The sequence below is a fragment of the Citrobacter sp. ABFQG genome (assembly GCF_004322975.1).
Classification (GTDB): domain Bacteria; phylum Pseudomonadota; class Gammaproteobacteria; order Enterobacterales; family Enterobacteriaceae; genus Citrobacter; species Citrobacter freundii.
Genome location: NZ_CP036435.1, coordinates 2,003,889 through 2,027,696, shown reverse-complemented (window position 1 = coordinate 2,027,696; position 23,808 = coordinate 2,003,889). Strand labels below are relative to the sequence as shown.

Below are 23,808 nucleotides of genomic sequence, written 5' to 3'. Positions count from 1 at the left end.
ATTTTTATGCGACTTTTTGGTTACGCTCGGGTCTCAACCAGTCAGCAGTCTCTTGATCTTCAGGTCAGAGCACTCAAAGACGCAGGTGTGAAAGCAAACCGTATATTTACCGATAAGGCATCCGGCAGTTCAACAGATCGGGAAGGGCTGGATTTGCTGAGGATGAAGGTGGAGGAAGGTGATGTCATTCTGGTTAAGAAGCTCGACCGTCTTGGCCGCGACACTGCCGATATGATCCAACTGATAAAGGAATTTGACGCTCAGGGCGTGGCAGTCCGGTTCATTGATGACGGGATCAGTACCGACGGTGATATGGGGCAAATGGTGGTCACCATCCTGTCGGCTGTGGCACAGGCTGAACGCCGGAGGATCCTAGAGCGCACGAATGAGGGCCGACAGGAAGCAAAGCTGAAAGGAATCAAATTTGGCCGCAGGCGTACCGTGGACAGGAACGTCGTGCTGACGCTTCATCAGAAGGGCACTGGTGCAACGGAAATTGCTCATCAGCTCAGTATTGCCCGCTCCACGGTTTATAAAATTCTTGAAGACGAAAGGGCCTCGTGATACGCCTATTTTTATAGGTTAATGTCATGATAATAATGGTTTCTTAGACGTCAGGTGGCACTTTTCGGGGAAATGTGCGCGGAACCCCTATTTGTTTATTTTTCTAAATACATTCAAATATGTATCCGCTCATGAGACAATAACCCTGATAAATGCTTCAATAATATTGAAAAAGGAAGAGTATGAGTATTCAACATTTCCGTGTCGCCCTTATTCCCTTTTTTGCGGCATTTTGCCTTCCTGTTTTTGCTCACCCAGAAACGCTGGTGAAAGTAAAAGATGCTGAAGATCAGTTGGGTGCACGAGTGGGTTACATCGAACTGGATCTCAACAGCGGTAAGATCCTTGAGAGTTTTCGCCCCGAAGAACGTTTTCCAATGATGAGCACTTTTAAAGTTCTGCTATGTGGTGCGGTATTATCCCGTGTTGACGCCGGGCAAGAGCAACTCGGTCGCCGCATACACTATTCTCAGAATGACTTGGTTGAGTACTCACCAGTCACAGAAAAGCATCTTACGGATGGCATGACAGTAAGAGAATTATGCAGTGCTGCCATAACCATGAGTGATAACACTGCGGCCAACTTACTTCTGACAACGATCGGAGGACCGAAGGAGCTAACCGCTTTTTTGCACAACATGGGGGATCATGTAACTCGCCTTGATCGTTGGGAACCGGAGCTGAATGAAGCCATACCAAACGACGAGCGTGACACCACGATGCCTGCAGCAATGGCAACAACGTTGCGCAAACTATTAACTGGCGAACTACTTACTCTAGCTTCCCGGCAACAATTAATAGACTGGATGGAGGCGGATAAAGTTGCAGGACCACTTCTGCGCTCGGCCCTTCCGGCTGGCTGGTTTATTGCTGATAAATCTGGAGCCGGTGAGCGTGGGTCTCGCGGTATCATTGCAGCACTGGGGCCAGATGGTAAGCCCTCCCGTATCGTAGTTATCTACACGACGGGGAGTCAGGCAACTATGGATGAACGAAATAGACAGATCGCTGAGATAGGTGCCTCACTGATTAAGCATTGGTAACTGTCAGACCAAGTTTACTCATATATACTTTAGATTGATTTAAAACTTCATTTTTAATTTAAAAGGATCTAGGTGAAGATCCTTTTTGATAATCTCATGACCAAAATCCCTTAACGTGAGTTTTCGTTCCACTGAGCGTCAGACCCCTATTTATAAACCTTGTTTTTAACCAGGGCTGCGCCCTGTGCGCGTGACCGCGCACGCCGAAGGGGGGTGCCCCCCCTTCTCGAACCCTCCCGGCCCGCTAACGCGGGCCTCCCATCCCCCCAGGGGCTGCGCCCCTCGGCCGCGAACGGCCTCACCCCAAAAATGGCAGCGCCTACGGCGCTGACTCTTTCGTTGACCAGGCGCAAGCGCCTGGAAATGCTCAATTAGGGGGCACCTCAGAAAACGGAAAATAAAGCACGCTAAGGCATAGCTGACCTTGCCAGGCCTGCTTCGCCCTGTAGTGACGCGATCAACGGGCAGGAAACATTCCCCTTTCGTGCATGGCAGGCGCACACGAGTTCAGACAGCACGGTTTCCATGCGCGCCAAGTCGGCCATCTTCTCGCGCACGTCCTTGAGCTTGTGTTCGGCCAGGCTGCTGGCCTCCTCGCAGTGGGTGCCATCGTCGAGCCGCAACAGCTCGGCAATCTCGTCCAGACTGAACCCCAGCCGCTGTGCCGATTTCACGAATTTCACCCGAACCACGTCCGCCTCCCCATAGCGGCGGATGCTGCCGTAAGGCTTGTCCGGTTCCCGCAACAGGCCCTTGCGCTGATAGAAGCGGATTGTCTCCACGTTGACCCCGGCCGCCTTGGCAAAAACGCCAATGGTCAGGTTTTCCAAATTATTTTCCATATCGCTTGACTCCGTACATGAGTACGGAAGTAAGGTTACGCTATCCAATCCAAATTCAAAAGGGCCAACGTATGTCTGAACCACAAAACGGGCGCGGTGCGCTCTTCGCCGGCGGGCTGGCCGCCATTCTTGCATCGACCTGCTGCCTGGGGCCGCTAGTACTGGTCGCCCTGGGCTTCTCCGGTGCTTGGATCGGCAACCTGACGGTGCTGGAACCCTATCGACCGTTGTTCATCGGCGCGGCGCTAGTGGCGCTGTTCTTCGCCTGGAAGCGGATTTACCGGCCCGTGCAGGCATGCAAGCCAGGTGAGGTCTGCGCGATTCCGCAGGTGCGCGCCACCTACAAGCTGATTTTCTGGATCGTGGCCGTGCTGGTCCTGGTCGCGCTTGGATTTCCCTATGTCGTTCCATTTTTCTATTAACCAGGAGTTCATCATGAAGAAACTGTTTGCCTCCCTTGCCCTCGCCGCCGCTGTTGCCCCGGTGTGGGCCGCTACCCAGACCGTCACGCTAGCGGTTCCCGGCATGACTTGCGCCGCCTGCCCGATCACAGTCAAGAAAGCGCTCTCCAAGGTCGAAGGCGTGAGCAAGGTCGATGTGGGCTTCGAGAAGCGCGAGGCCGTCGTCACTTTTGACGACACCAAGGCCAGCGTACAGAAGCTGACCAAGGCCACCGCAGACGCCGGCTATCCGTCCAGCGTCAAGCAGTGAGCCAGCAAGCCAACGACAACAGCGAGAGCCGCTTCATGGGACTGATGACACGCATTGCCGATAAAACCGGCGCGCTCGGCAGCGTCGTTTCCGCGATGGGCTGCGCCGCCTGCTTTCCAGCCCTCGCCAGCTTCGGCGCGGCCATCGGGCTGGGCTTCTTGAGCCAGTACGAGGGACTGTTCATCAGCCGCCTGCTGCCGCTGTTTGCCGCGCTGGCCTTCCTGGCGAACGCGCTGGGTTGGTTCAGTCATCGGCAATGGCTGCGCAGTCTGCTCGGCATGATCGGCCCGGCCATCGTGTTTGCGGCCACGGTCTGGCTGCTCGGCAACTGGTGGACGGCGAACCTGATGTACGTCGGCCTGGCCTTGATGATTGGGGTGTCGATCTGGGACTTCGTGTCGCCGGCGCATCGCCGTTGCGGACCGGACGGCTGCGAACTCCCCGCCAAGCGCTTGTGAAAGACGGCTGACCGTGCGACACGGCGGCCCACACGAATAAGGAACGATGGTATGAGCACTCTCAAAATCACCGGCATGACTTGCGACTCGTGCGCAGTGCATGTCAAGGACGCCCTGGAGAAAGTGCCCGGCGTGCAATCAGCGGATGTCTCCTACGCCAAGGGCAGCGCCAAGCTCGCCATTGAGGTCGGCACGTCACCCGACGCGCTGACGGCCGCTGTAGCTGGACTCGGTTATCGGGCCACGCTGGCCGATGCCCCCTCAGTTTCGACGCCGGGCGGATTGCTCGACAAGATGCGCGATCTGCTGGGCAGAAACGACAAGACGGGTAGCAGCGGCGCATTGCATATCGCCGTCATCGGCAGCGGCGGGGCCGCGATGGCAGCGGCGCTGAAGGCCGTCGAGCAAGGCGCACGTGTCACGCTGATCGAGCGCGGCACCATCGGCGGCACCTGCGTCAATGTCGGTTGTGTGCCGTCCAAGATCATGATCCGCGCCGCCCATATCGCCCATCTGCGCCGGGAAAGCCCGTTCGATGGCGGCATCGCCGCTACCACGCCGACCATCCAGCGCACGGCGCTGCTGGCCCAGCAGCAGGCCCGCGTCGATGAACTGCGCCACGCCAAGTACGAAGGCATCTTGGAGGGCAATCCGGCGATCACTGTGCTGCACGGCTCCGCCCGCTTTAAGGACAATCGCAACCTGATCGTGCAACTCAACGACGGCGGCGAGCGCGTGGTGGCATTCGACCGCTGCCTGATCGCCACCGGCGCGAGCCCGGCCGTGCCGCCGATTCCCGGCCTGAAAGACACTCCGTACTGGACTTCCACTGAAGCGCTGGTCAGCGAGACGATTCCTAAGCGCCTGGCCGTGATTGGCTCATCAGTGGTGGCGCTGGAGCTGGCGCAGGCGTTCGCCCGACTCGGAGCGAAGGTGACGATCCTGGCTCGCAGCACGCTGTTCTTCCGCGAAGACCCAGCTATAGGCGAAGCCGTCACGGCCGCATTCCGCATGGAGGGCATCGAGGTGAGGGAACACACCCAGGCCAGCCAGGTCGCGTATATCAATGGTGAAGGGGACGGCGAATTCGTGCTCACCACGGCGCACGGCGAACTGCGCGCCGACAAGCTGCTGGTCGCCACCGGCCGCGCGCCCAACACACGCAAGCTGGCACTGGATGCGACGGGCGTCACGCTCACCCCGCAAGGCGCTATCGTCATCGACCCCGGCATGCGTACAAGCGTGGAACACATCTACGCCGCAGGCGACTGCACCGACCAGCCGCAGTTCGTCTATGTGGCGGCAGCGGCCGGCACTCGCGCCGCGATCAACATGACCGGCGGTGACGCGGCCCTGAACCTGACCGCGATGCCGGCCGTGGTGTTCACCGACCCGCAAGTGGCGACCGTAGGCTACAGCGAGGCGGAAGCGCACCATGACGGCATCAAAACTGATAGTCGCACGCTAACGCTGGACAACGTGCCGCGCGCGCTCGCCAACTTCGACACGCGCGGCTTCATCAAACTGGTGGTTGAAGAAGGCAGCGGACGACTGATCGGCGTGCAGGCAGTGGCCCCGGAAGCGGGCGAACTGATCCAGACGGCCGCACTGGCGATTCGCAACCGGATGACGGTGCAGGAACTGGCCGACCAGTTGTTCCCCTACCTGACGATGGTCGAAGGGTTGAAGCTCGCGGCGCAGACCTTCAACAAGGATGTGAAGCAGCTTTCCTGCTGCGCCGGGTGAGGACAAGGAGGTGTGCGATGAGCGCCTACACGGTATCGCAACTGGCCCATAACGTTGGGGTGAGCGTACATATCGTGCGCGACTACCTGGTGCGCGGCTTGTTACGGCCGGTGGCCTGCACCACGGGCGGCTACGGCGTGTTCGACGATGCGGCCTTGCAACGGCTGTGCTTCGTGCGCGCGGCCTTCGAGGCGGGTATCGGCCTGGATGCCCTGGCGCGGCTGTGCCGTGCGCTCGACGCAGCGGACGGCGCACAAGCCGCAGCGCAGCTTGCCGTGCTGCGCCAGTTGGTCGAGCGGCGGCGCGCGGCGTTGGCCCATCTGGACGCGCAACTGGCCTCCATGCCAGCCGAGCGGGCGCACGAGGAGGCATTGCCGTGAACGCCCCTGACAAACTGCCGCCCGAGACGCGCCAACCCGTTTCCGGCTACCTGTGGGGTGCGCTGGCCGTGTTGACCTGCCCCTGCCATCTGCCGATTCTCGCCGCCGTGCTGGCCGGGACGACCGCCGGTGCCTTCCTTGGCGAGCATTGGGGTGTTGCCGCGCTCGCGCTGACCGGCTTGTTCGTTCTGGCCGTAACGCGGCTGCTGCGCGCCTTCCGGGGCGGATCATGACGAGTTCGCAGCCCGCCGGATGGACGGCGGCCGAGTTGGCGCAGGCGGCGGCGCGCGGACAGCTTGACCTGCATTACCAGCCGCTGGTCGATCTGCGCGATCACCGGATCGCTGGCGCGGAAGCGTTGATGCGCTGGCGGCATCCGAGGCTTGGCCTGTTGCCGCCCGGCCAGTTCCTGCCGCTGGCCGAGTCGTTCGGCCTGATGCCGGAAATAGGCGCGTGGGTGCTGGGCGAGGCCTGTCGCCAGATGCACAAGTGGCAAGGACCGGCATGGCAACCGTTCCGTCTTGCCATCAATGTGTCCGCCAGCCAGGTTGGGCCAACGTTCGACGACGAGGTAAAGCGGGTGCTGGCCGATATGGCCCTGCCCGCCGAGCTTCTGGAGATCGAACTGACCGAATCGGTCGCATTCGGCAATCCAGCCCTGTTCGCCAGTTTCGACGCCTTGCGCGCCATCGGCGTGCGCTTCGCCGCCGACGACTTCGGCACCGGCTATTCCTGCCTGCAACATCTGAAATGCTGCCCCATCACCACATTGAAAATCGACCAATCCTTTGTCGCCAGGCTCCCGGATGATGCCCGTGACCAAACTATCGTGCGGGCGGTGATCCAGCTCGCGCACGGGCTGGGCATGGATGTCATTTTCAGAAGACGACTGCACCAGTTGATTGGGCGTAATGGCTGTTGTGCAGCCAGCTCCTGACAGTTCAATATCAGAAGTGATCTGCACCAATCTCGACTATGCTCAATACTCGTGTGCACCAAAGCGAGGTGAGCATGGCGACGGACACCCCACGGATTCCAGAACAAGGCGTGGCCACTCTGCCTGATGAGGCTTGGGAGCGTGCGCGCCGTCGTGCGGAGATCATCAGTCCGTTGGCGCAGTCGGAGACGGTCGGGCACGAAGCGGCCGATATGGCGGCTCAGGCGCTGGGCTTGTCTCGGCGCCAGGTATACGTTCTGATCCGGCGTGCCCGGCAAGGCAGCGGCCTCGTGACGGATCTGGTGCCCGGCCAGTCCGGTGGAGGTAAAGGTAAGGGGCGCTTGCCGGAACCGGTCGAGCGCGTCATCCACGAGCTACTGCAAAAGCGGTTCCTGACCAAGCAGAAGCGCAGCCTAGCGGCCTTTCACCGCGAAGTCACTCAGGTGTGCAAGGCTCAAAAACTGCGAGTGCCGGCGCGCAATACCGTGGCCTTACGGATCGCTAGCCTTGACCCGCGCAAGGTCATCCGCCGGCGGGAAGGCCAGGATGCCGCTCGTGACCTACAAGGTGTGGGCGGCGAGCCTCCTGCCGTGACCGCGCCGCTGGAGCAGGTGCAGATAGACCATACGGTCATCGACCTGATCGTGGTCGATGACCGCGACCGGCAACCTATTGGCCGCCCGTACCTGACCCTCGCCATCGACGTGTTCACCCGCTGCGTGCTCGGCATGGTCGTCACGCTGGAAGCGCCGTCTGCCGTTTCGGTTGGCCTGTGCCTCGTGCATGTCGCCTGCGACAAGCGCCCTTGGCTGGAAGGACTGAACGTGGAAATGGATTGGCAGATGAGCGGCAAGCCCTTGCTGCTCTACCTAGACAACGCGGCCGAGTTCAAGAGCGAGGCCCTGCGCCGGGGTTGCGAGCAGCATGGCATCCGGCTGGACTATCGCCCGCTGGGACAGCCGCACTATGGCGGCATCGTGGAACGGATCATCGGCACGGCGATGCAGATGATTCACGACGAACTGCCGGGAACGACCTTCTCCAACCCTGACCAGCGCGGCGACTACGATTCCGAAAACAAGGCCGCCCTGACGCTGCGCGAGCTAGAGCGCTGGCTCACATTGGCGGTCGGCACCTACCACGGTTCGGTGCACAACGGCCTGCTCCAACCGCCGGCCGCGCGCTGGGCCGAGGCCGTGGCGCGTGTCGGCGTACCGGCCGTCGTCACACGCGCTACTTCGTTCCTGGTCGATTTTCTGCCGATCCTCCGGCGCACGCTGACCCGCACCGGCTTTGTCATCGACCACATCCACTACTACGCCGATGCGCTCAAGCCGTGGATTGCGCGGCGTGAACGCTGGCCGTCCTTTCTGATCCGGCGCGATCCGCGCGACATCAGCCGTATCTGGGTCCTGGAACCGGAGGGACAGCATTACCTGGAAATTCCCTACCGTACCTTGTCGCATCCGGCTGTCACCCTCTGGGAACAACGGCAGGCGCTGGCGAAACTGCGGCAGCAAGGGCGCGAACAGGTGGATGAGTCGGCGCTGTTCCGCATGATCGGCCAGATGCGTGAGATTGTGACCAGCGCGCAGAAGGCCACACGCAAGGCGCGGCGTGACGCGGATCGCCGCCAGCACCTCAAGACATCAGCTCGGCCGGACAAGCCCGTTCCGCCGGATACGGATATTGCCGACCCGCAGGCAGACAACTTGCCACCCGCCAAACCGTTCGACCAGATTGAGGAGTGGTAGCCGTGGACGAATATCCCATCATCGACCTGTCCCACCTGCTGCCGGCGGCCCAGGGCTTGGCCCGTCTTCCGGCGGACGAGCGCATCCAGCGCCTTCGCGCCGACCGCTGGATCGGCTATCCGCGCGCAGTCGAGGCGCTGAACCGGCTGGAAGCCCTTTATGCGTGGCCAAACAAGCAACGCATGCCCAACCTGCTGCTGGTTGGCCCGACCAACAATGGCAAGTCGATGATCGTCGAGAAGTTCCGCCGCACCCACCCGGCCAGCTCCGACGCCGACCAGGAGCACATCCCGGTGTTGGTCGTGCAGATGCCGTCCGAGCCGTCCGTGATCCGCTTCTACGTCGCGCTGCTCGCCGCGATGGGCGCGCCGCTGCGCCCACGCCCACGGTTGCCGGAAATGGAGCAACTGGCTCTGGCACTGCTGCGCAAGGTCGGCGTGCGCATGCTGGTGATTGTCGACAACCTCTCGCGCAACCAAGACATCGCGGTCGGACTGCAAGTGATCTTGAAGCCACGGGCCCGTCCCACCCCGACATGGACCTCGATGCCCGAACGGACGTTAGATTTCGAGTTCTAGGCGTTCTGCGATGAAGGTTGGATCCCAGCCGGGATTGAAAGTGTCGACGTGGGTGAATCCGAGCCGCTCGTATAGGCCACGCAGGTTCGGGTGGCAGTCGAGCCGCAGCTTGGCGCACCCCTGCGTTCGCGCGGCATGGCGGCAAGCCTCGATCAGCGCGGAGCTGACACCCCGGCCCGCATGTGTCCGTCGCACCGCGAGCTTGTGCAGATATGCGGCCTCCCCCTTGAGGGCGTCGGGCCAGAACTCGGGATCCTCGGCCGACAAGGTGCAACAGCCGACGATGCCGTCGCTGCAACTCGCGACTAGGAGCTCGGATCTCAGGACGAAGGTCTCCGCGAATGTCCGGTCGATCCGCGCGACGTCCCAGGCGGGCGTTCCCTTGGCGGACATCCACGCCGCAGCGTCGTGCATCAGCCGCACAACCTCGTCGATATCACCCGAGCAGGCGACCCGAACGTTCGGAGGCTCCTCGCTGTCCATTCGCTCCCCTGGCGCGGTATGAACCGCCGCCTCATAGTGCAGTTTGATCCTGACGAGCCCAGCATGTCTGCGCCCACCTTCGCGGAACCTGACCAGGGTCCGCTAGCGGGCGGCCGGAAGGTGAATGCTAGGCATGATCTAACCCTCGGTCTCTGGCGTCGCGACTGCGAAATTTCGCGAGGGTTTCCGAGAAGGTGATTGCGCTTCGCAGATCTCCAGGCGCGTGGGTGCGGACGTAGTCAGCGCCATTGCCGATCGCGTGAAGTTCCGCCGCAAGGCTCGCTGGACCCAGATCCTTTACAGGAAGGCCAACGGTGGCGCCCAAGAAGGATTTCCGCGACACCGAGACCAATAGCGGAAGCCCCAACGCCGACTTCAGCTTTTGAAGGTTCGACAGCACGTGCAGCGATGTTTCCGGTGCGGGGCTCAAGAAAAATCCCATCCCCGGATCGAGGATGAGCCGGTCGGCAGCGACCCCGCTCCGTCGCAAGGCGGAAACCCGCGCCTCGAAGAACCGCACAATCTCGTCGAGCGCGTCTTCGGGTCGAAGGTGACCGGTGCGGGTGGCGATGCCATCCCGCTGCGCTGAGTGCATAACCACCAGCCTGCAGTCCGCCTCAGCAATATCGGGATAGAGCGCAGGGTCAGGAAATCCTTGGATATCGTTCAGGTAGCCCACGCCGCGCTTGAGCGCATAGCGCTGGGTTTCCGGTTGGAAGCTGTCGATTGAAACACGGTGCATCTGATCGGACAGGGCGTCTAAGAGCGGCGCAATACGTCTGATCTCATCGGCCGGCGATACAGGCCTCGCGTCCGGATGGCTGGCGGCCGGTCCGACATCCACGACGTCTGATCCGACTCGCAGCATTTCGATCGCCGCGGTGACAGCGCCGGCGGGGTCTAGCCGCCGGCTCTCATCGAAGAAGGAGTCCTCGGTGAGATTCAGAATGCCGAACACCGTCACCATGGCGTCGGCCTCCGCAGCGACTTCCACGATGGGGATCGGGCGAGCAAAAAGGCAGCAATTATGAGCCCCATACCTACAAAGCCCCACGCATCAAGCTTTTGCCCATGAAGCAACCAGGCAATGGCTGTAATTATGACGACGCCGAGTCCCGACCAGACTGCATAAGCAACACCGACAGGGATGGATTTCAGAACCAGAGAAAGAAAATAAAATGCGATGCCATAACCGATTATGACAACGGCGGAAGGGGCAAGCTTAGTAAAGCCCTCGCTAGATTTTAATGCGGATGTTGCGATTACTTCGCCAACTATTGCGATAACAAGAAAAAGCCAGCCTTTCATGATATATCTCCCAATTTGTGTAGGGCTTATTATGCACGCTTAAAAATAATAAAAGCAGACTTGACCTGATAGTTTGGCTGTGAGCAATTATGTGCTTAGTGCATCTAACGCTTGAGTTAAGCCGCGCCGCGAAGCGGCGTCGGCTTGAACGAATTGTTAGACATTATTTGCCGACTACCTTGGTGATCTCGCCTTTCACGTAGTGAACAAATTCTTCCAACTGATCTGCGCGCGAGGCCAAGCGATCTTCTTCTTGTCCAAGATAAGCCTGTCTAGCTTCAAGTATGACGGGCTGATACTGGGCCGGCAGGCGCTCCATTGCCCAGTCGGCAGCGACATCCTTCGGCGCGATTCTGCCGGTTACTGCGCTGTACCAAATGCGGGACAACGTAAGCACTACATTTCGCTCATCGCCAGCCCAGTCGGGCGGCGAGTTCCATAGCGTTAAGGTTTCATTTAGCGCCTCAAATAGATCCTGTTCAGGAACCGGATCAAAGAGTTCCTCCGCCGCTGGACCTACCAAGGCAACGCTATGTTCTCTTGCTTTTGTCAGCAAGATAGCCAGATCAATGTCGATCGTGGCTGGCTCGAAGATACCTGCAAGAATGTCATTGCGCTGCCATTCTCCAAATTGCAGTTCGCGCTTAGCTGGATAACGCCACGGAATGATGTCGTCGTGCACAACAATGGTGACTTCTACAGCGCGGAGAATCTCGCTCTCTCCAGGGGAAGCCGAAGTTTCCAAAAGGTCGTTGATCAAAGCTCGCCGCGTTGTTTCATCAAGCCTTACGGTCACCGTAACCAGCAAATCAATATCACTGTGTGGCTTCAGGCCGCCATCCACTGCGGAGCCGTACAAATGTACGGCCAGCAACGTCGGTTCGAGATGGCGCTCGATGACGCCAACTACCTCTGATAGTTGAGTCGATACTTCGGCGATCACCGCTTCCCTCATGATGTTTAACGCCTGGCACAGCGGATCGCAAACCTGGCGCGGCTTTTGGTACAAAAGGCGTGACAGGTTTGCGAATCCGTTGCTGCCACTTGTTAACCCTTTTGCCAGATTTGGTAACTATAATTTATGTTAGAGGCGAAGTCTTGGGTAAAAACTGGCCTAAAATTGCTGGGGATTTCAGGAAAGTAAACATCACCTTCCGGCTCGATGTCTATTGTAGATATATGTAGTGTATCTACTTGATCGATCAGGCTTTTGTATATCTCCCCACCACCTGAAACAATGACATGATCCGTTATTTTCTTTAGGTTGGTTAAAGCATCTTTAATTGATGGAAAGATCACTACGTTCTCATTGTCAGATGTAAAACTTGAACGTGTTACGACCGCATACTTTCGGTTGGGTAATGCTCCCATTGATTCAAAAGTCTTGCGTCCAACCAACAGCCATTGGTTATAGGTAATAGCTTTAAACAGGAGCTGTTCACCTTTGGCACTCCATGGAATATCAGGGCCATTCCCGATAACTCCATTCTTCGATATAGCTACCATTAGTGATAGTTTCACAATTCTTCCTCAGAGGTTAACTTTGTTTTAGGGCGACTGCCCTGCTGCGTAACATCGTTGCTGCTCCATAACATCAAACATCGACCCACGGCGTAACGCGCTTGCTGCTTGGATGCCCGAGGCATAGACTGTACAAAAAAACAGTCATAACAAGCCATGAAAACCGCCACTGCGCCGTTACCACCGCTGCGTTCGGTCAAGGTTCTGGACCAGTTGCGTGAGCGCATACGCTACTTGCATTACAGCTTACGAACCGAACAGGCTTATGTCCACTGGGTTCGTGCCTTCATCCGTTTCCACGGTGTGCGTCACCCGGCAACCTTGGGCAGCAGCGAAGTCGAGGCATTTCTGTCCTGGCTGGCGAACGAGCGCAAGGTTTCGGTCTCCACGCATCGTCAGGCATTGGCGGCCTTGCTGTTCTTCTACGGCAAGGTGCTGTGCACGGATCTGCCCTGGCTTCAGGAGATCGGAAGACCTCGGCCGTCGCGGCGCTTGCCGGTGGTGCTGACCCCGGATGAAGTGGTTCGCATCCTCGGTTTTCTGGAAGGCGAGCATCGTTTGTTCGCCCAGCTTCTGTATGGAACGGGCATGCGGATCAGTGAGGGTTTGCAACTGCGGGTCAAGGATCTGGATTTCGATCACGGCACGATCATCGTGCGGGAGGGCAAGGGCTCCAAGGATCGGGCCTTGATGTTACCCGAGAGCTTGGCACCCAGCCTGCGCGAGCAGCTGTCGCGTGCACGGGCATGGTGGCTGAAGGACCAGGCCGAGGGCCGCAGCGGCGTTGCGCTTCCCGACGCCCTTGAGCGGAAGTATCCGCGCGCCGGGCATTCCTGGCCGTGGTTCTGGGTTTTTGCGCAGCACACGCATTCGACCGATCCACGGAGCGGTGTCGTGCGTCGCCATCACATGTATGACCAGACCTTTCAGCGCGCCTTCAAACGTGCCGTAGAACAAGCAGGCATCACGAAGCCCGCCACACCGCACACCCTCCGCCACTCGTTCGCGACGGCCTTGCTCCGCAGCGGTTACGACATTCGAACCGTGCAGGATCTGCTCGGCCATTCCGACGTCTCTACGACGATGATTTACACGCATGTGCTGAAAGTTGGCGGTGCCGGAGTGCGCTCACCGCTTGATGCGCTGCCGCCCCTCACTAGTGAGAGGTAGGGCAGCGCAAGTCAATCCTGGCGGATTCACTACCCCTGCGCGAAGGCCATCGGTGCCGCATCGAACGGCCGGTTGCGGAAAGTCCTCCCTGCGTCCGCTGATGGCCGGCAGCAGCCCGTCGTTGCCTGATGGATCCAACCCCTCCGCTGCTATAGTGCAGTCGGCTTCTGACGTTCAGTGCAGCCGTCTTCTGAAAACGACAATGGAGGTGGTAGCCGAGGGTGTGGAAACACCCGACTGCCTTGCGTGGTTGCGGCAGGCGGGTTGCGACACGGTGCAGGGTTTCCTGTTCGCCAGGCCGATGCCGGCGGCGGCCTTCGTCGGCTTCGTCAACCAATGGAGGAACACCACCATGAACGCCAATGAACCGAGCACCAGTTGCTGCGTGTGCTGCAAGGAAATCCCGCTCGATGCCGCCTTCACGCCGGAAGGGGCCGAGTACGTGGAGCATTTCTGCGGGCTGGAGTGCTATCAGCGCTTCCAGGCGCGGGCCAGCACTGCGACCGAAACCAGCGTCAAACCGGACGCTTGTGATTCGCCGCCGTCAGGTTGAGGCATACCCTAACCTGATGTCAGATGCCATGTGTAAATTGCGTCAGGATAGGATTGAATTTTGAATTTATTGACATTCGATCATCAACGTTAAATCGGGTGGTCGCGGACGTTTATCATCCTTCGCTGCAGGCGTTTTTTTACTTGTGATGGTGGTGTTTTTAGGAGAGTGGTTAAAGCTTATTCCTATGGCGGCACTGGTTGCCGTGATGATCATGGTGGCTATCGGTACATTCTCTTGGGATTCAATCCGTAATCTTAAGCATCATCCTATGTCAACCAACCTTGTGATGGTGGCGACGGTTGTGGTCGTGGTCGCTACCCATAACTTAGCAATTGGGGTATTTGTAGGTGTATTACTCGCGTCCCTATTTTTTGCTAATAAAGTGGGACGTTTTATGGTGGTTAAGAGTACAACGACTGCTGCTGACACTGGTCGCCATTATCAGGTTATTGGACAAGTCTTTTTTGCTTCATCAGATAAGTTCAGTAATTCATTCGATTTTAGGGAAGTGGTTGATAAAGTGACTATCGACTTATCTCAAGCACATTTTTGGGATATTACCGCGGTATCGGCCCTCGACAAGGTAGTGATTAAATTCCGCCGCGAGGGGACTGAGGTTGAGTTGATTGGCCTTAACGAAGCCAGTGCCACCATAGTCGATAAATTTGGGGTACACGATAAGCCAGAAGAAGTTGAAAAAATGATGTCTGGTCACTAAGCCATTAGCAACACAACAACAAAGGAATAAAACGATGACAAATGTGATTGCTTGTATTGACGGTTCAAATGTGACATCCGCTGTATGTGATGCCAGTGGCTGGGCCGCCTTTCAACTGAATGCCCCTGTAATCCTAGGTGATGCTGCCAACTTACTGATTTAGTGTATGATGGTGTTTTTGAGGTGCTCCAGTGGCTTCTGTTTCTATCAGCTGTCCCTCCTGTTCAGCTACTGACGGGGTGGTGCGTAACGGCAAAAGCACCGCCGGACATCAGCGCTATCTCTGCTCTCACTGCCGTAAAACATGGCAACTGCAGTTCACTTACACCGCTTCTCAACCCGGTACGCACCAGAAAATCATTGATATGGCCATGAATGGCGTTGGATGCCGGGCAACCGCCCGCATTATGGGCGTTGGCCTCAACACGATTTTCCGCCATTTAAAAAACTCAGGCCGCAGTCGGTAACCTCGCGCATACAGCCGGGCAGTGACGTCATCGTCTGCGCGGAAATGGACGAACAGTGGGGATACGTCGGGGCTAAATCGCGCCAGCGCTGGCTGTTTTACGCGTATGACAGGCTCCGGAAGACGGTTGTTGCGCACGTATTCGGTGAACGCACTATGGCGACGCTGGGGCGTCTTATGAGCCTGCTGTCACCCTTTGACGTGGTGATATGGATGACGGATGGCTGGCCGCTGTATGAATCCCGCCTGAAGGGAAAGCTGCACGTAATCAGCAAGCGATATACGCAGCGAATTGAGCGGCATAACCTGAATCTGAGGCAGCACCTGGCACGGCTGGGACGGAAGTCGCTGTCGTTCTCAAAATCGGTGGAGCTGCATGACAAAGTCATCGGGCATTATCTGAACATAAAACACTATCAATAAGTTGGAGTCATTACCCCGTCGGCAATCTCTTCAAACTCGGTGACATTATCCAGCTCGCTGCCCATAGAGATGTTGGTCACGCGCTCAAGGATCACTTCGACCACAACCGGCACGCGGTACTGCGCCATCAGTGCTTTGGCTTGTTCAAAAGCCGGAGCAAGATCTTCAGGTTTAAATACGCGGATGGCTTTACAGCCGAGTCCTTCTGCCACTTTGACGTGATCGACGCCATAGCCGTTTACTTCGCTGGAGTTAATGTTTTCGAACGCCAGTTGGACGCAGTAATCCATATCAAAAGCGCGTTGCGACTGGCGAATCAGGCCGAGATAGGCGTTGTTGACCAGTACATGGATGTAAGGAATGTTGAACTGCGCGCCCACCGCCAACTCTTCGATCAGGAACTGGAAGTCAAAATCACCGGAAATCCCAACAACATTACGCGCCGGATCGGCCACACAAACCCCTAATGCCGCCGGCAGCGTCCAGCCCAGTGGGCCTGCCTGACCACAGTTGATCCAGTGACGATCTTTAAATACGTGCAGCATTTGCGCGGCGGCAATTTGCGATAAGCCAATAGTCGTGACGTAGCAGACATCACGGCCAAAGGCTTTATTCATCTCTTCATACACACGCTGCGGTTTAACCGGGACATTGTCGAAGTGGGTTTTACGCAGGAGCGTCCGCTTACGCTGCTGACATTCATCAACCCAGGTATTCCGGCAAGGTAAACGGCCGGCTTTTTGCATCTCCTGAGCAACGTCAATCAACAAAGTCAGCGCGGCTTTGGCATCCGAAACGATACCTAAATCCGGACACAGGACGCGGCCAATTTGCGTCGGCTCAATATCGATGTGAATGATCTTGCGACCTTCGGTATATTTCGCGACGGAGCCGGTGTGTCGGTTAGCAAAACGGTTACCAATACCGAACACCATATCGGAGGCCAGCAGCGTGGCGTTGCCGTAACGATGCGCCGTTTGCAACCCCACCATTCCGGCCATTAACTCATGATCGTCCGGGATGCATCCCCAGCCCATCAGCGTAGGAATTACCGGTACGTGGGTTAATTCAGCAAAGCGTTGCAGCAGTTCGCTGGCATCAGCATTAATCACCCCGCCCCCAGCCACGATGACCGGGCGCTCAGCCTGAATCAGCATCTCCAGCGCTTTCTCAATCTGTTTGCGGCTGGCCGCAGGCTTGTAGACGGGCAGCGGTTCATACATGTCTGGATCGAATTCGATTTCTTCAACCTGAATATCAAAAGGCAAATCGATCAATACCGGACCAGGACGACCAGAGCGCATGACATGAAATGCCTGCTGCAAAACCCGGGGAAGCAGCGCGGCTTCACGCACCGTTACCGCCATTTTACTGACCGGTTTGGCAATAGATTCAATATCAACAGCCTGAAAATCTTCCTTATGCAGGCGAGCGCGAGGCGCCTGGCCGGTGATGCATAAAATAGGAATAGAATCGGCAGAAGCGGAATACAGCGCAGTGATCATGTCAGTGCCTGCCGGGCCAGAGGTGCCAAGGCAGACGCCAATGTTTCCTGCCGTCGCACGCGTATAGCCTTCCGCCATATGGGAAGCGCCTTCAACGTGACGAGCCAGAATGTGACGGATGCCTCCGTGCTTACGCATTGCGGAATAGAACGGGTTAATTGCCGCCCCCGGAACCCCAAATGCGGTGGTGATGCCTTCTTTTTCCAGCACATACATTGCCGCGTCAACGGCTCTCATTTTTGCCATTTTCTTTCTACCTCTATTTATTGGAAAAATTTTCCAACTTTGAAAAAATCCAAAAAAGTCCCGCTCCTCTGAGCGGGTTGCGACTTAAGCTACGGGGGCTTTTAAACCCAGCGCCGTACTGATATCTCGTGCAGTATCCCGTACCAGCTCCCCCTGACTGATAAAACGATCTTCTGTCAGTCTGGATGCGGGCCCCGAAATAGAGATGGCAGCAACGACACTGCCTGCATCGTCATAGATAGCTGATGCGATGCAATTCAAACCAATAACATGCTCTTCGTGATCGACGATATAACCATTGTCACGCGCCAGTTCCAGATTGCGCAGCAGAGTAGGAAAATCCACCAACGTGTTCGGCGTAAACTGCTGTAACCCCGTTTTCACGACGATGTCCATTAACTCTTCTTCCATCAACGGATAAAGCAGCGCTTTTCCCGCACCGGAAGCATGTAACGGCATACGACTGCCTAAAGGTGCGCACATTCTGACCATCGATTTGCACTCCTTCTGACCAATCAACACCGCTTCGGTGCCATTGCGAATCGCGACATTAACCGTTTCGCCTGACAGCAGCATTAATCGGTGCATAAACGGTCCGGCTACCGACAGGACGTCGCGATTATGAATATACGCGGAGCCCACGTTAAATACGCCTAAACCGATGTGCCACCAGCCTAACTGGCTGTCCTGATAGACAAAATCAGCACCCTGTAAAACCTTCAACAAGCGAAAGGTCGTAGAGAGCGGCAAATCCAGACTGGCGGAAATATCGCTCACTGACGAACTGCCTCCACTTCTTTCGAGGTACTGCAAAATCGCAATGCCTCTCTCAAGCGCCTGAGCGCCTTTCTGCGCAACCGGCTCCGCCTGTCCAGGCCTGCCGCGCCGTCTTACTTCCGTCTCCACTACGTTTACTCCGGCCCAAAATATGAGCATAAACAATGAACAATATGCGCATATTAAGCAAGAAGGCCGAAAGCGTCACGCAAAACAGAGCTCATGCGTCGGGATACTTTCAACATCACAATTATCGCTGCCACCGCGATCGACCGTCAGAAAATCGGTGACGGTTTGCCAGGCAAATAGTGGGTGATGCCAGACATTTCGATGATAATTCACGCCCTGTTGGCCATTGGTGATAAAGGCTTTTAAGGTGGAAAGGTCAGGTTTGTCCTCACCGAGTGCGACAATCACCACAAACGCTTCGCCATTCATTGGCATAAATGCCTGGGTGCCTAACGGGTGGCGCTCCAGCTCATGCACAACAATTGGCATTGCTGCCGGTTGCGCGCGATTGATACTGATGAGGGTGCGATCCTGATTAAGGATCTCCACATTGGCCAGATCGTGATAACGCTCAACAAGCCCATCATTGATATGAAAAAAATCACGTTTATGCGTCTCAATGACATCGCCATAGGCGCTGAACGTGTGCTGATTTAACGGTAAGACCTCAAGTTTCATCATTATTTCCTTGTAACTGAATTCCGTTGAACCGCGACCAGAACACATAGCGGCTTCAATACCATGCAATCTAAAACCTTCGTGATTTAACATCAACACAAAAATTGGAAAAATTTTCCAAAACTAGATTTAGACCACAATTTGAACAAGGCTATTATGCAAAAATACTTATAAATCAGAGAAAAAGAAATCATGCTTGTAGAAGATCATTAAGGGAGTAGCTGACGATGTTTGACCCGGAAACACTGCGTACCTTTATCGGCGTCGCCGAAACGGGGAGTTTCTCCAGGGCGGCGGAGCGCTTGTGTAAAACCACGGCCACGATCAGCTATCGTATTAAGCTTCTGGAAGAAAACACCGGTGTCGCGCTGTTTTTTCGTACAACCCGAAGCGTGACGTTAACCGCCGCAGGGTCTCACCTTCTTTCACAGGCAAAAGACTGGCTCGCCTGGCTGGACAGCATGCCCAGCGAATTGCAGCAAGTGAACGACGGCGTAGAGCGCCAGGTGAATATTGTGGTTAACAACCTACTGTACAGCCCTGAAGCCGTCGCTAGTCTGTTATCCTGGCTTAACGCGCGCTATCCCTTTACTCAGTTTCACTTTTCCCGGCAAATTTATATGGGCGTGTGGGATTCACTCTTGTATGAAGGATTCTCGTTGGCTATCGGCGTTACCGGCACGGAACCGATGGCCAACACCTTTACCCTCGATCCTTTGGGTTCTGTTCAGTGGCGATTTGTTATGTCAGCAGATCATCCGCTGGCAGACGCGAGCGGTCCATTAACAGAAGCCCAACTGCGCCGTTTTCCGGCGATTAACATTGAGGACAGCGCGCGGACGCTGAGCAAACGTGTCGCGTGGCGCCTTCCCGGTCAAAAAGAGATCATCGTACCGGACATGGAAACCAAGCTCGCAGCGCATCTTGCAGGAGTGGGCATTGGATTCGTTCCGCAACCGATATGCCAACCTTTACTGGATAGCGGGCATCTGGTCAGCAATATCATCCCCACTATGCGTCCTCCTTCCCCCTTAAGCCTTGCCTGGCATAAGTTCGGCGCGGGTAAGGCCGTTGAAGATATCGTGACGCTGTTTACCCAGCGAAAGCCTGAAATTGCCGGGTTTTTAGCAATTTTCAACAACTCACGCGATTGAAAATCAAGTCATCCTCTCATTTGACGCGTAAAATGGTACGCAGGATGATTTGAGGTTTCGTTTTTTACTATGCAAGACACACAAACAGTACAGGACTATCGCGCAATTCTGCTCGCCGGTACGCCTTTAATCGATGTACGCGCCCCCGTCGAATTTCAGCAGGGCGCCATGCCGGGCGCAATAAACCTTCCCTTAATGAACGATGACGAACGTGCTGCCGTGGGTACCTGTTATAAACGTCAGGGGCCTGAGGCCGCCCTCGCGCTCGGCCATCAACTGGTCTGTGGCGAGACTCGCCAGCAACGCATGAAGGCCTGGCTGAATGCCTGTCGTCAAAATCCTGCGGGCTACTTATGCTGCGCGCGCGGCGGCCAGCGTTCGCACATTGTGCAGCAATGGCTGCACGAGTCCGGTACTGACTACCCGCTAATACAAGGCGGTTATAAAGCATTGCGTCAGGCGGCGATTCAACTGACTGAAGAGCTGGTGCAAAAACCGATCGTCTTAATTGGCGGCTGTACCGGGAACGGTAAAACGCAGCTAGTGCAACAGCAGCCAAACGGAGTGGATCTCGAAGGTCTGGCGCACCATCGCGGTTCCTCATTTGGTCGCACCGTTGAACCGCAGCTTAGCCAGGCAAGCTTTGAAAACCTGCTGGCGGTCGAAATGCTGAAAACCGACAGCCGTCAGGATCTGCGTCTGTGGGTACTTGAAGACGAAGGCCGCATGATCGGCGCTAATCATCTGCCCGAATGTTTGCGCGAACGCATGAGCCAGGCCGCTATTGCGGTGGTGGACGATCCTTTTGAGCTACGGCTGGAGCGACTGCGCGAAGAGTATTTTGTGCGCATGCACCACGATTTCACTCACGCTTATGGCGAGAGTCAGGGCTGGCAGGAGTACAGCGAGTATCTGCACCACGGTCTGTTTGCTATCCGCCGTCGTCTGGGTTTGCAACGTTTTGCCGAGCTGACCACCCTGCTCGACGTGGCTCTGCGCGAACAGCAGGCAACGGGCAGCACCGACGCGCATATGAGCTGGCTGGTACCGTTGCTCAACGAGTATTACGACCCGATGTATCGCTATCAGCTGGAAAAGAAAGCCGCGAAAATCGTCTTTCGCGGCTCATGGCCGGAGGTGGCTGACTGGCTTAGCGTACAGTAATCAATGTCTGTCGCGCTTGTCTGCGCGTTTCGCCAACCAGTCGCCCAGCACCTGAACGACCTGCACCAGAATAATCAGCGCCACCACGGTGACGATCATGACCTGGGTTTCGTAGCGGTAATAACCAAAGCGAATCGCCAGGTCGCCGACTCCACCGCCGCCAACGATACCGGCCATTGCGGAGTAACCGATCAGACTCACCAGCGTTATCGTCAGCCCACGCAGCAGACCCGCGCTCGCCTCCGGTAACAGAACGGTGCAGATGATGCGCATCGGGCTGGCGCCAAACGCTTCCGCCGCCTCGATAATGCCTTTATCGACTTCACGTAGCGCGCTATCAACCAGACGGGCATAGAAAGCAATTGCTGCTACCGACAGCGGAACCGACGCCGCGATGGGTCCAATGGTATTGCCGAGCAAAAACTGGGTTAGCGGCAACAACAGAACCAGCAGGATCACAAACGGCACCGAGCGGATAATATTCACCAGCACGGAGCTGAGCAGATACACAAAACGGTTCTGCCAGAATAAATGCCGGTCGGTAACGAAAATAAGAAAACCGAGCGGCAGACCGCCAATAATCGCCAACAGCGTAGAGATGCTCAGCATCTGGAAAGTTTCATTAAACGCCAGCGTCAAATCAGGCAATAAATCATCCACGAATCACCTCCACCTGTGCAGTACGTTGACGAATATGTTCCACGGCGACATCCACCGCAGAAGGGTTATGCGGCGCGGTCAGTTGCACCACCAGAATCCCCAGCGCACGTTCGCCGATATATTCAATTTTGCCGTGCAGAATGTTCACCGCCACGCCAAATTTAACCGCCACTTCTGACAACACCGGCTGTTCTGCCGAATCGCCGATAAAAAGAATTTTCAGCAACTGGCCGGGCAGATGCTGGCGCAGACGCTCGGGTAGCGTCAGATTGAGGGTATGCGACACCAGTTGCTGAGTGAAAGCGTGCTGCGGGTGAGCAAAAACATCAAACACCTCACCAGACTCCACCACCTTGCCACCGGACATCACCGCCACGCGATCGCAAATCGATTTGATCACGTTCATCTCATGGGTGATCAGCACGATCGTGATCCCCAACTGTTGGTTGATCTGCTTAAGCAACGCCAGAATCGTGGCCGAGGTTTCGAGATCTAACGCGGAGGTGGGCTCATCACACAGCAGCACATCCGGGTGATTGGCAATTGCGCGGGCAATACCCACACGCTGCTTTTGCCCACCGCTGAGCTGAACCGGAAAGCGGTTCGCCTTGTCTGACAGCCCCACCAGCGACAGGATTTCGCTCACGCGCGGGCCAATTTTACTGCGTTCCCATCCGGCAGCCTTCAGGCTAAAGGCGACGTTTTGCGCCACGGTACGGGTATGCATCAGATTAAAATGTTGAAAAATCATCCCGATACGCTGACGGGCTTTACGTAGATGCGCGCCTTCCAGTGCGGAAATTTCTACGCCGTTCACCTTAACGCTTCCCTGGCTCGGACGCGTTAAGGCGTTCAGGGTGCGCAGCAGCGTACTTTTCCCCGCACCACTGGTCCCAACAATACCAAATATCTCACCTGCGCCAATGCGCAAGCTAACGTCATCAACCGCCCGGGTTGATGCTCCACGGCCTGCGCTAAAATCCACGCAAACTTTCTCAATCTCAATCATAGCCACCTCAGAAATGCGAAAAGGGCAGTCGTCGCTGCCCCTGTTAACCCTTGTGCGCAGCGATTATTGGGCTGCCGACATCCATTCCGGTTTCTGGAAGGCGCTGTAGATATTTTGCGGATCGTCGATCACCGCACGATACGCCGGAGATTTCACCGCCTCGACAATATCTTTCGCAAATGGTTTATCCGCATCTTCACTGCGTACCGCGATGATATTTTTCAGATTTTCGTCCAGGTGTTCCTGCTTGATGGCGCTGGCAAGATCCAGTTTCGCCGCTACGGCAAAGTTGCCGTTGACCAGCGCACCGGTCACACCGTCCAGCGTACGCGGCAGCTGTGCCGCTTCCAGCGGTTTAAACACCAGCCCTTTCGGGTTGCTGGCAATATCGCGCTCGGAGGCTTTAGTTGGATCGATGTTATCTTTGATGGTGATAAGGCCAATAGACTGCAGGAAACGCAGACCGCGAGCCAGGTTGGTGGGATCGTTGGAAAGCGTGATCACATCCCCTTTTTTCAACTCATCCAGGCTTTTGATTTTATGTGAGTAAAAACCCATCCCGGCCGTCGGGACCACAATCAGCTTGCTCAGCTTCAGGCCTTTATCGGCGGTGAATTTGTCAAAGTAGAGTGAATGCTGGAACAGGTTAGCATCGATGCTGCCATTGGAGAGCGCCATGTTAGGCTGCACGTAGTCGCTGAATTCGCGCACTACTACCTTATAGCCTTTCTCTTTCAGCGTAGGGGCAATGGCTTGTTTTACCATATCGCCGTACGGCCCAGGTGCGACGCCAAATACGATGGTGTGCGGATCACTGTTCGCATGAGCAAATTGTAATCCACAGGCCAGTAACAGCGCCCCGGTCGCGACGCGTAAACTCTGACGCAATCCCATAATCTCTCCATTTTAACGTTGTGGTGTCATGTCTCACGCCGTTCTTGCGGCGTT

General features: G+C 56.5%; 24 protein-coding genes and 5 pseudogenes. 17 read left to right on the top strand and 12 right to left on the bottom strand.

Annotation, left to right across the window (positions count from 1 at the left end; translation table 11 throughout):
- Positions 1 to 6 precede the first annotated feature (6 nt).
- Entirely contained in the window at positions 7 to 564 is a 558-nt protein-coding gene (locus WN16_RS09805) for a recombinase family protein (protein ID WP_001235713.1), read from the top strand.
- A gap of 182 nt (positions 565 to 746) precedes the next feature.
- The gene (locus WN16_RS09800) at positions 747 to 1,607 is read left to right on the top strand and encodes a broad-spectrum class A beta-lactamase TEM-1 (RefSeq protein WP_000027057.1); all 861 of its coding nucleotides are present in this window, start codon (positions 747 to 749) and stop codon (positions 1,605 to 1,607) included.
- A gap of 407 nt (positions 1,608 to 2,014) precedes the next feature.
- Here WN16_RS09800 and merR read toward each other — a convergent pair whose 3' ends face one another.
- Positions 2,015 to 2,449 (bottom strand): Hg(II)-responsive transcriptional regulator, encoded by a 435-nt coding sequence (merR, locus tag WN16_RS09790; RefSeq protein WP_000429836.1) that lies wholly within the window; start codon positions 2,447 to 2,449, stop codon positions 2,015 to 2,017.
- Positions 2,450 to 2,520: 71 nt separating this feature from the next.
- Here merR and WN16_RS09785 point away from each other — a divergent pair, with 71 nt between their 5' ends.
- From WN16_RS09785 to WN16_RS09740, 9 genes and pseudogenes are all read left to right on the top strand, one after another.
- Complete coding sequence (locus tag WN16_RS09785) at positions 2,521 to 2,871, top strand: mercuric transport protein MerT (RefSeq protein WP_001294663.1); 351 nt, start codon at positions 2,521 to 2,523, stop codon at positions 2,869 to 2,871.
- A 13-nt stretch (positions 2,872 to 2,884) separates the two neighbouring features.
- Positions 2,885 to 3,160, top strand: coding sequence for a mercury resistance system periplasmic binding protein MerP (gene merP / locus WN16_RS09780; RefSeq protein WP_000732292.1), 276 nt, complete (start codon positions 2,885 to 2,887; stop codon positions 3,158 to 3,160).
- Between the two features lie 35 nt (positions 3,161 to 3,195).
- Entirely contained in the window at positions 3,196 to 3,618 is a 423-nt protein-coding gene (merC, locus tag WN16_RS09775; RefSeq protein WP_001340589.1) for an organomercurial transporter MerC, read from the top strand.
- A 51-nt stretch (positions 3,619 to 3,669) separates the two neighbouring features.
- The gene (gene merA / locus WN16_RS09770) at positions 3,670 to 5,364 is read left to right on the top strand and encodes a mercury(II) reductase (RefSeq protein WP_000105636.1); all 1,695 of its coding nucleotides are present in this window, start codon (positions 3,670 to 3,672) and stop codon (positions 5,362 to 5,364) included.
- Between the two features lie 17 nt (positions 5,365 to 5,381).
- Positions 5,382 to 5,744 carry a mercury resistance co-regulator MerD gene (gene merD / locus WN16_RS09765; RefSeq protein WP_001277457.1) on the top strand — a complete coding sequence of 121 codons (363 nt, stop codon included), beginning with the start codon at positions 5,382 to 5,384 and terminating at the stop codon, positions 5,742 to 5,744.
- Complete coding sequence (gene merE / locus WN16_RS09760) at positions 5,741 to 5,977, top strand: broad-spectrum mercury transporter MerE (RefSeq protein ID WP_000993386.1); 237 nt, start codon at positions 5,741 to 5,743, stop codon at positions 5,975 to 5,977. Before merD ends, merE begins: the two co-directional genes overlap by 4 nt.
- Positions 5,974 to 6,621: pseudogene (locus tag WN16_RS09755) on the top strand (EAL domain-containing protein); the annotation flags it as partial. The gene merE and the pseudogene WN16_RS09755, both read left to right, overlap by 4 nt.
- Before the next feature lie 134 nt (positions 6,622 to 6,755).
- Positions 6,756 to 8,435 (top strand): Mu transposase C-terminal domain-containing protein, encoded by a 1,680-nt coding sequence (locus WN16_RS09745; RefSeq protein WP_000179844.1) that lies wholly within the window; start codon positions 6,756 to 6,758, stop codon positions 8,433 to 8,435.
- 2 nt (positions 8,436 to 8,437) lie between these two features.
- Positions 8,438 to 8,890, top strand: a pseudogene (locus tag WN16_RS09740) (TniB family NTP-binding protein); the annotation flags it as partial.
- 105 nt (positions 8,891 to 8,995) lie between these two features.
- Here the strand turns inward: WN16_RS09740 and WN16_RS09730 are convergent.
- From WN16_RS09730 to dfrA1, 5 genes and pseudogenes are all read right to left on the bottom strand, one after another.
- On the bottom strand, positions 8,996 to 9,496 hold the full coding sequence (locus WN16_RS09730; RefSeq protein WP_000376623.1) for a GNAT family N-acetyltransferase: 501 nt from the start codon (positions 9,494 to 9,496) through the stop codon (positions 8,996 to 8,998).
- Positions 9,497 to 9,623: 127 nt separating this feature from the next.
- A complete protein-coding gene (gene sul1, locus WN16_RS09720; protein ID WP_000259031.1) occupies positions 9,624 to 10,463 on the bottom strand; it encodes a sulfonamide-resistant dihydropteroate synthase Sul1 in 840 nt (279 codons plus the stop codon).
- A complete protein-coding gene (locus WN16_RS09715; RefSeq protein WP_000679427.1) occupies positions 10,457 to 10,804 on the bottom strand; it encodes a quaternary ammonium compound efflux SMR transporter QacE delta 1 in 348 nt (115 codons plus the stop codon). Before WN16_RS09715 ends, sul1 begins: the two co-directional genes overlap by 7 nt.
- A 116-nt stretch (positions 10,805 to 10,920) precedes the next feature.
- Positions 10,921 to 11,759 (bottom strand): annotated as a pseudogene (aadA1, locus tag WN16_RS09710) (ANT(3'')-Ia family aminoglycoside nucleotidyltransferase AadA1).
- Positions 11,760 to 11,851: 92 nt separating this feature from the next.
- Positions 11,852 to 12,325, bottom strand: a complete 474-nt coding sequence (gene dfrA1 / locus WN16_RS09705; protein ID WP_000777555.1) for a trimethoprim-resistant dihydrofolate reductase DfrA1 — start codon at positions 12,323 to 12,325, stop codon at positions 11,852 to 11,854.
- Positions 12,326 to 12,481: 156 nt separating this feature from the next.
- On the opposite strand from dfrA1, the gene intI1 reads away from it, so the two are divergent.
- The 4 genes and pseudogenes from intI1 to WN16_RS09680 all read left to right on the top strand — a co-directional run bounded on the left by intI1 (position 12,482) and on the right by WN16_RS09680 (position 15,658).
- Positions 12,482 to 13,495 carry a class 1 integron integrase IntI1 gene (gene intI1, locus WN16_RS09700; protein ID WP_000845048.1) on the top strand — a complete coding sequence of 338 codons (1,014 nt, stop codon included), beginning with the start codon at positions 12,482 to 12,484 and terminating at the stop codon, positions 13,493 to 13,495.
- A 202-nt stretch (positions 13,496 to 13,697) separates the two neighbouring features.
- A pseudogene (locus WN16_RS09690) lies at positions 13,698 to 14,048 on the top strand (DUF3330 domain-containing protein); the annotation flags it as partial.
- A gap of 76 nt (positions 14,049 to 14,124) precedes the next feature.
- Positions 14,125 to 14,769: pseudogene (locus WN16_RS09685) on the top strand (STAS domain-containing protein); the annotation flags it as partial.
- A 191-nt stretch (positions 14,770 to 14,960) separates the two neighbouring features.
- A protein-coding gene (locus WN16_RS09680) for an IS1-like element IS1B family transposase (RefSeq protein WP_095033700.1) occupies positions 14,961 to 15,658 on the top strand; the annotation gives its coding sequence in 2 pieces (ribosomal slippage) (positions 14,961 to 15,210 and positions 15,210 to 15,658; 699 coding nt in all).
- On the opposite strand, the gene gcl is transcribed toward WN16_RS09680, so the two are convergent.
- From gcl to allA, 3 genes are all read right to left on the bottom strand, one after another.
- Complete coding sequence (gcl, locus tag WN16_RS09675) at positions 15,652 to 17,409, bottom strand: glyoxylate carboligase (RefSeq protein ID WP_103790843.1); 1,758 nt, start codon at positions 17,407 to 17,409, stop codon at positions 15,652 to 15,654. The two genes, WN16_RS09680 and gcl, sit on opposite strands and share 7 nt — an antisense overlap.
- Before the next feature lie 84 nt (positions 17,410 to 17,493).
- Positions 17,494 to 18,345, bottom strand: a complete 852-nt coding sequence (gene allR, locus WN16_RS09670) for an HTH-type transcriptional repressor AllR (protein ID WP_042269079.1) — start codon at positions 18,343 to 18,345, stop codon at positions 17,494 to 17,496.
- A gap of 45 nt (positions 18,346 to 18,390) precedes the next feature.
- Positions 18,391 to 18,873 carry an ureidoglycolate lyase gene (allA, locus tag WN16_RS09665; protein WP_003835778.1) on the bottom strand — a complete coding sequence of 161 codons (483 nt, stop codon included), beginning with the start codon at positions 18,871 to 18,873 and terminating at the stop codon, positions 18,391 to 18,393.
- Positions 18,874 to 19,100: 227 nt separating this feature from the next.
- Between allA and allS the strand changes: the two genes are divergently transcribed.
- Positions 19,101 to 20,027, top strand: coding sequence for an HTH-type transcriptional activator AllS (gene allS, locus WN16_RS09660; RefSeq protein WP_044699419.1), 927 nt, complete (start codon positions 19,101 to 19,103; stop codon positions 20,025 to 20,027).
- A 69-nt stretch (positions 20,028 to 20,096) separates the two neighbouring features.
- The gene (mnmH, locus tag WN16_RS09655) at positions 20,097 to 21,191 is read left to right on the top strand and encodes a tRNA 2-selenouridine(34) synthase MnmH (protein WP_044699418.1); all 1,095 of its coding nucleotides are present in this window, start codon (positions 20,097 to 20,099) and stop codon (positions 21,189 to 21,191) included.
- Here the strand turns inward: mnmH and WN16_RS09650 are convergent, their stop codons facing one another.
- The 3 genes from WN16_RS09650 to WN16_RS09640 all read right to left on the bottom strand — a co-directional run bounded on the left by WN16_RS09650 (position 21,192) and on the right by WN16_RS09640 (position 23,754).
- Positions 21,192 to 21,851 carry a methionine ABC transporter permease gene (locus WN16_RS09650; protein ID WP_003021866.1) on the bottom strand — a complete coding sequence of 220 codons (660 nt, stop codon included), beginning with the start codon at positions 21,849 to 21,851 and terminating at the stop codon, positions 21,192 to 21,194. It lies immediately after the preceding gene.
- Positions 21,844 to 22,860: a virulence-associated ABC transporter ATP-binding protein SfbB gene (sfbB, locus tag WN16_RS09645; protein ID WP_003835783.1), complete on the bottom strand. Its 1,017-nt coding sequence runs from the start codon at positions 22,858 to 22,860 to the stop codon at positions 21,844 to 21,846. Before sfbB ends, WN16_RS09650 begins: the two co-directional genes overlap by 8 nt.
- A 63-nt stretch (positions 22,861 to 22,923) precedes the next feature.
- Positions 22,924 to 23,754, bottom strand: a complete 831-nt coding sequence (locus WN16_RS09640) for a MetQ/NlpA family ABC transporter substrate-binding protein (RefSeq protein WP_003021862.1) — start codon at positions 23,752 to 23,754, stop codon at positions 22,924 to 22,926.
- Positions 23,755 to 23,808 lie beyond the last annotated feature (54 nt).

Excerpts from the sequence above, each read along its gene's own strand:
- allS (WP_044699419.1), top strand. The coding sequence starts at position 19,101 with ATGTTTGACCCGGAAACACTGCGTACCTTTATCGGCGTCGCCGAAACG.
- intI1 (WP_000845048.1), top strand. The coding sequence starts at position 12,482 with ATGAAAACCGCCACTGCGCCGTTACCACCGCTGCGTTCGGTCAAGGTT.
- WN16_RS09805 (WP_001235713.1), top strand. The coding sequence starts at position 7 with ATGCGACTTTTTGGTTACGCTCGGGTCTCAACCAGTCAGCAGTCTCTT.
- allR (WP_042269079.1), bottom strand. The coding sequence starts at position 18,345 with ATGCTCATATTTTGGGCCGGAGTAAACGTAGTGGAGACGGAAGTAAGA.
- mnmH (WP_044699418.1), top strand. The coding sequence starts at position 20,097 with ATGCAAGACACACAAACAGTACAGGACTATCGCGCAATTCTGCTCGCC.
- sfbB (WP_003835783.1), bottom strand. The coding sequence starts at position 22,860 with ATGATTGAGATTGAGAAAGTTTGCGTGGATTTTAGCGCAGGCCGTGGA.
- merA (WP_000105636.1), top strand. The coding sequence starts at position 3,670 with ATGAGCACTCTCAAAATCACCGGCATGACTTGCGACTCGTGCGCAGTG.
- merR (WP_000429836.1), bottom strand. The coding sequence starts at position 2,449 with ATGGAAAATAATTTGGAAAACCTGACCATTGGCGTTTTTGCCAAGGCG.
- merC (WP_001340589.1), top strand. The coding sequence starts at position 3,196 with ATGGGACTGATGACACGCATTGCCGATAAAACCGGCGCGCTCGGCAGC.
- sul1 (WP_000259031.1), bottom strand. The coding sequence starts at position 10,463 with ATGGTGACGGTGTTCGGCATTCTGAATCTCACCGAGGACTCCTTCTTC.
- merD (WP_001277457.1), top strand. The coding sequence starts at position 5,382 with ATGAGCGCCTACACGGTATCGCAACTGGCCCATAACGTTGGGGTGAGC.
- WN16_RS09745 (WP_000179844.1), top strand. The coding sequence starts at position 6,756 with ATGGCGACGGACACCCCACGGATTCCAGAACAAGGCGTGGCCACTCTG.
- WN16_RS09800 (WP_000027057.1), top strand. The coding sequence starts at position 747 with ATGAGTATTCAACATTTCCGTGTCGCCCTTATTCCCTTTTTTGCGGCA.
- allA (WP_003835778.1), bottom strand. The coding sequence starts at position 18,873 with ATGAAACTTGAGGTCTTACCGTTAAATCAGCACACGTTCAGCGCCTAT.
- WN16_RS09640 (WP_003021862.1), bottom strand. The coding sequence starts at position 23,754 with ATGGGATTGCGTCAGAGTTTACGCGTCGCGACCGGGGCGCTGTTACTG.
- WN16_RS09785 (WP_001294663.1), top strand. The coding sequence starts at position 2,521 with ATGTCTGAACCACAAAACGGGCGCGGTGCGCTCTTCGCCGGCGGGCTG.
- gcl (WP_103790843.1), bottom strand. The coding sequence starts at position 17,409 with ATGGCAAAAATGAGAGCCGTTGACGCGGCAATGTATGTGCTGGAAAAA.
- WN16_RS09715 (WP_000679427.1), bottom strand. The coding sequence starts at position 10,804 with ATGAAAGGCTGGCTTTTTCTTGTTATCGCAATAGTTGGCGAAGTAATC.
- merP (WP_000732292.1), top strand. The coding sequence starts at position 2,885 with ATGAAGAAACTGTTTGCCTCCCTTGCCCTCGCCGCCGCTGTTGCCCCG.
- WN16_RS09730 (WP_000376623.1), bottom strand. The coding sequence starts at position 9,496 with ATGGACAGCGAGGAGCCTCCGAACGTTCGGGTCGCCTGCTCGGGTGAT.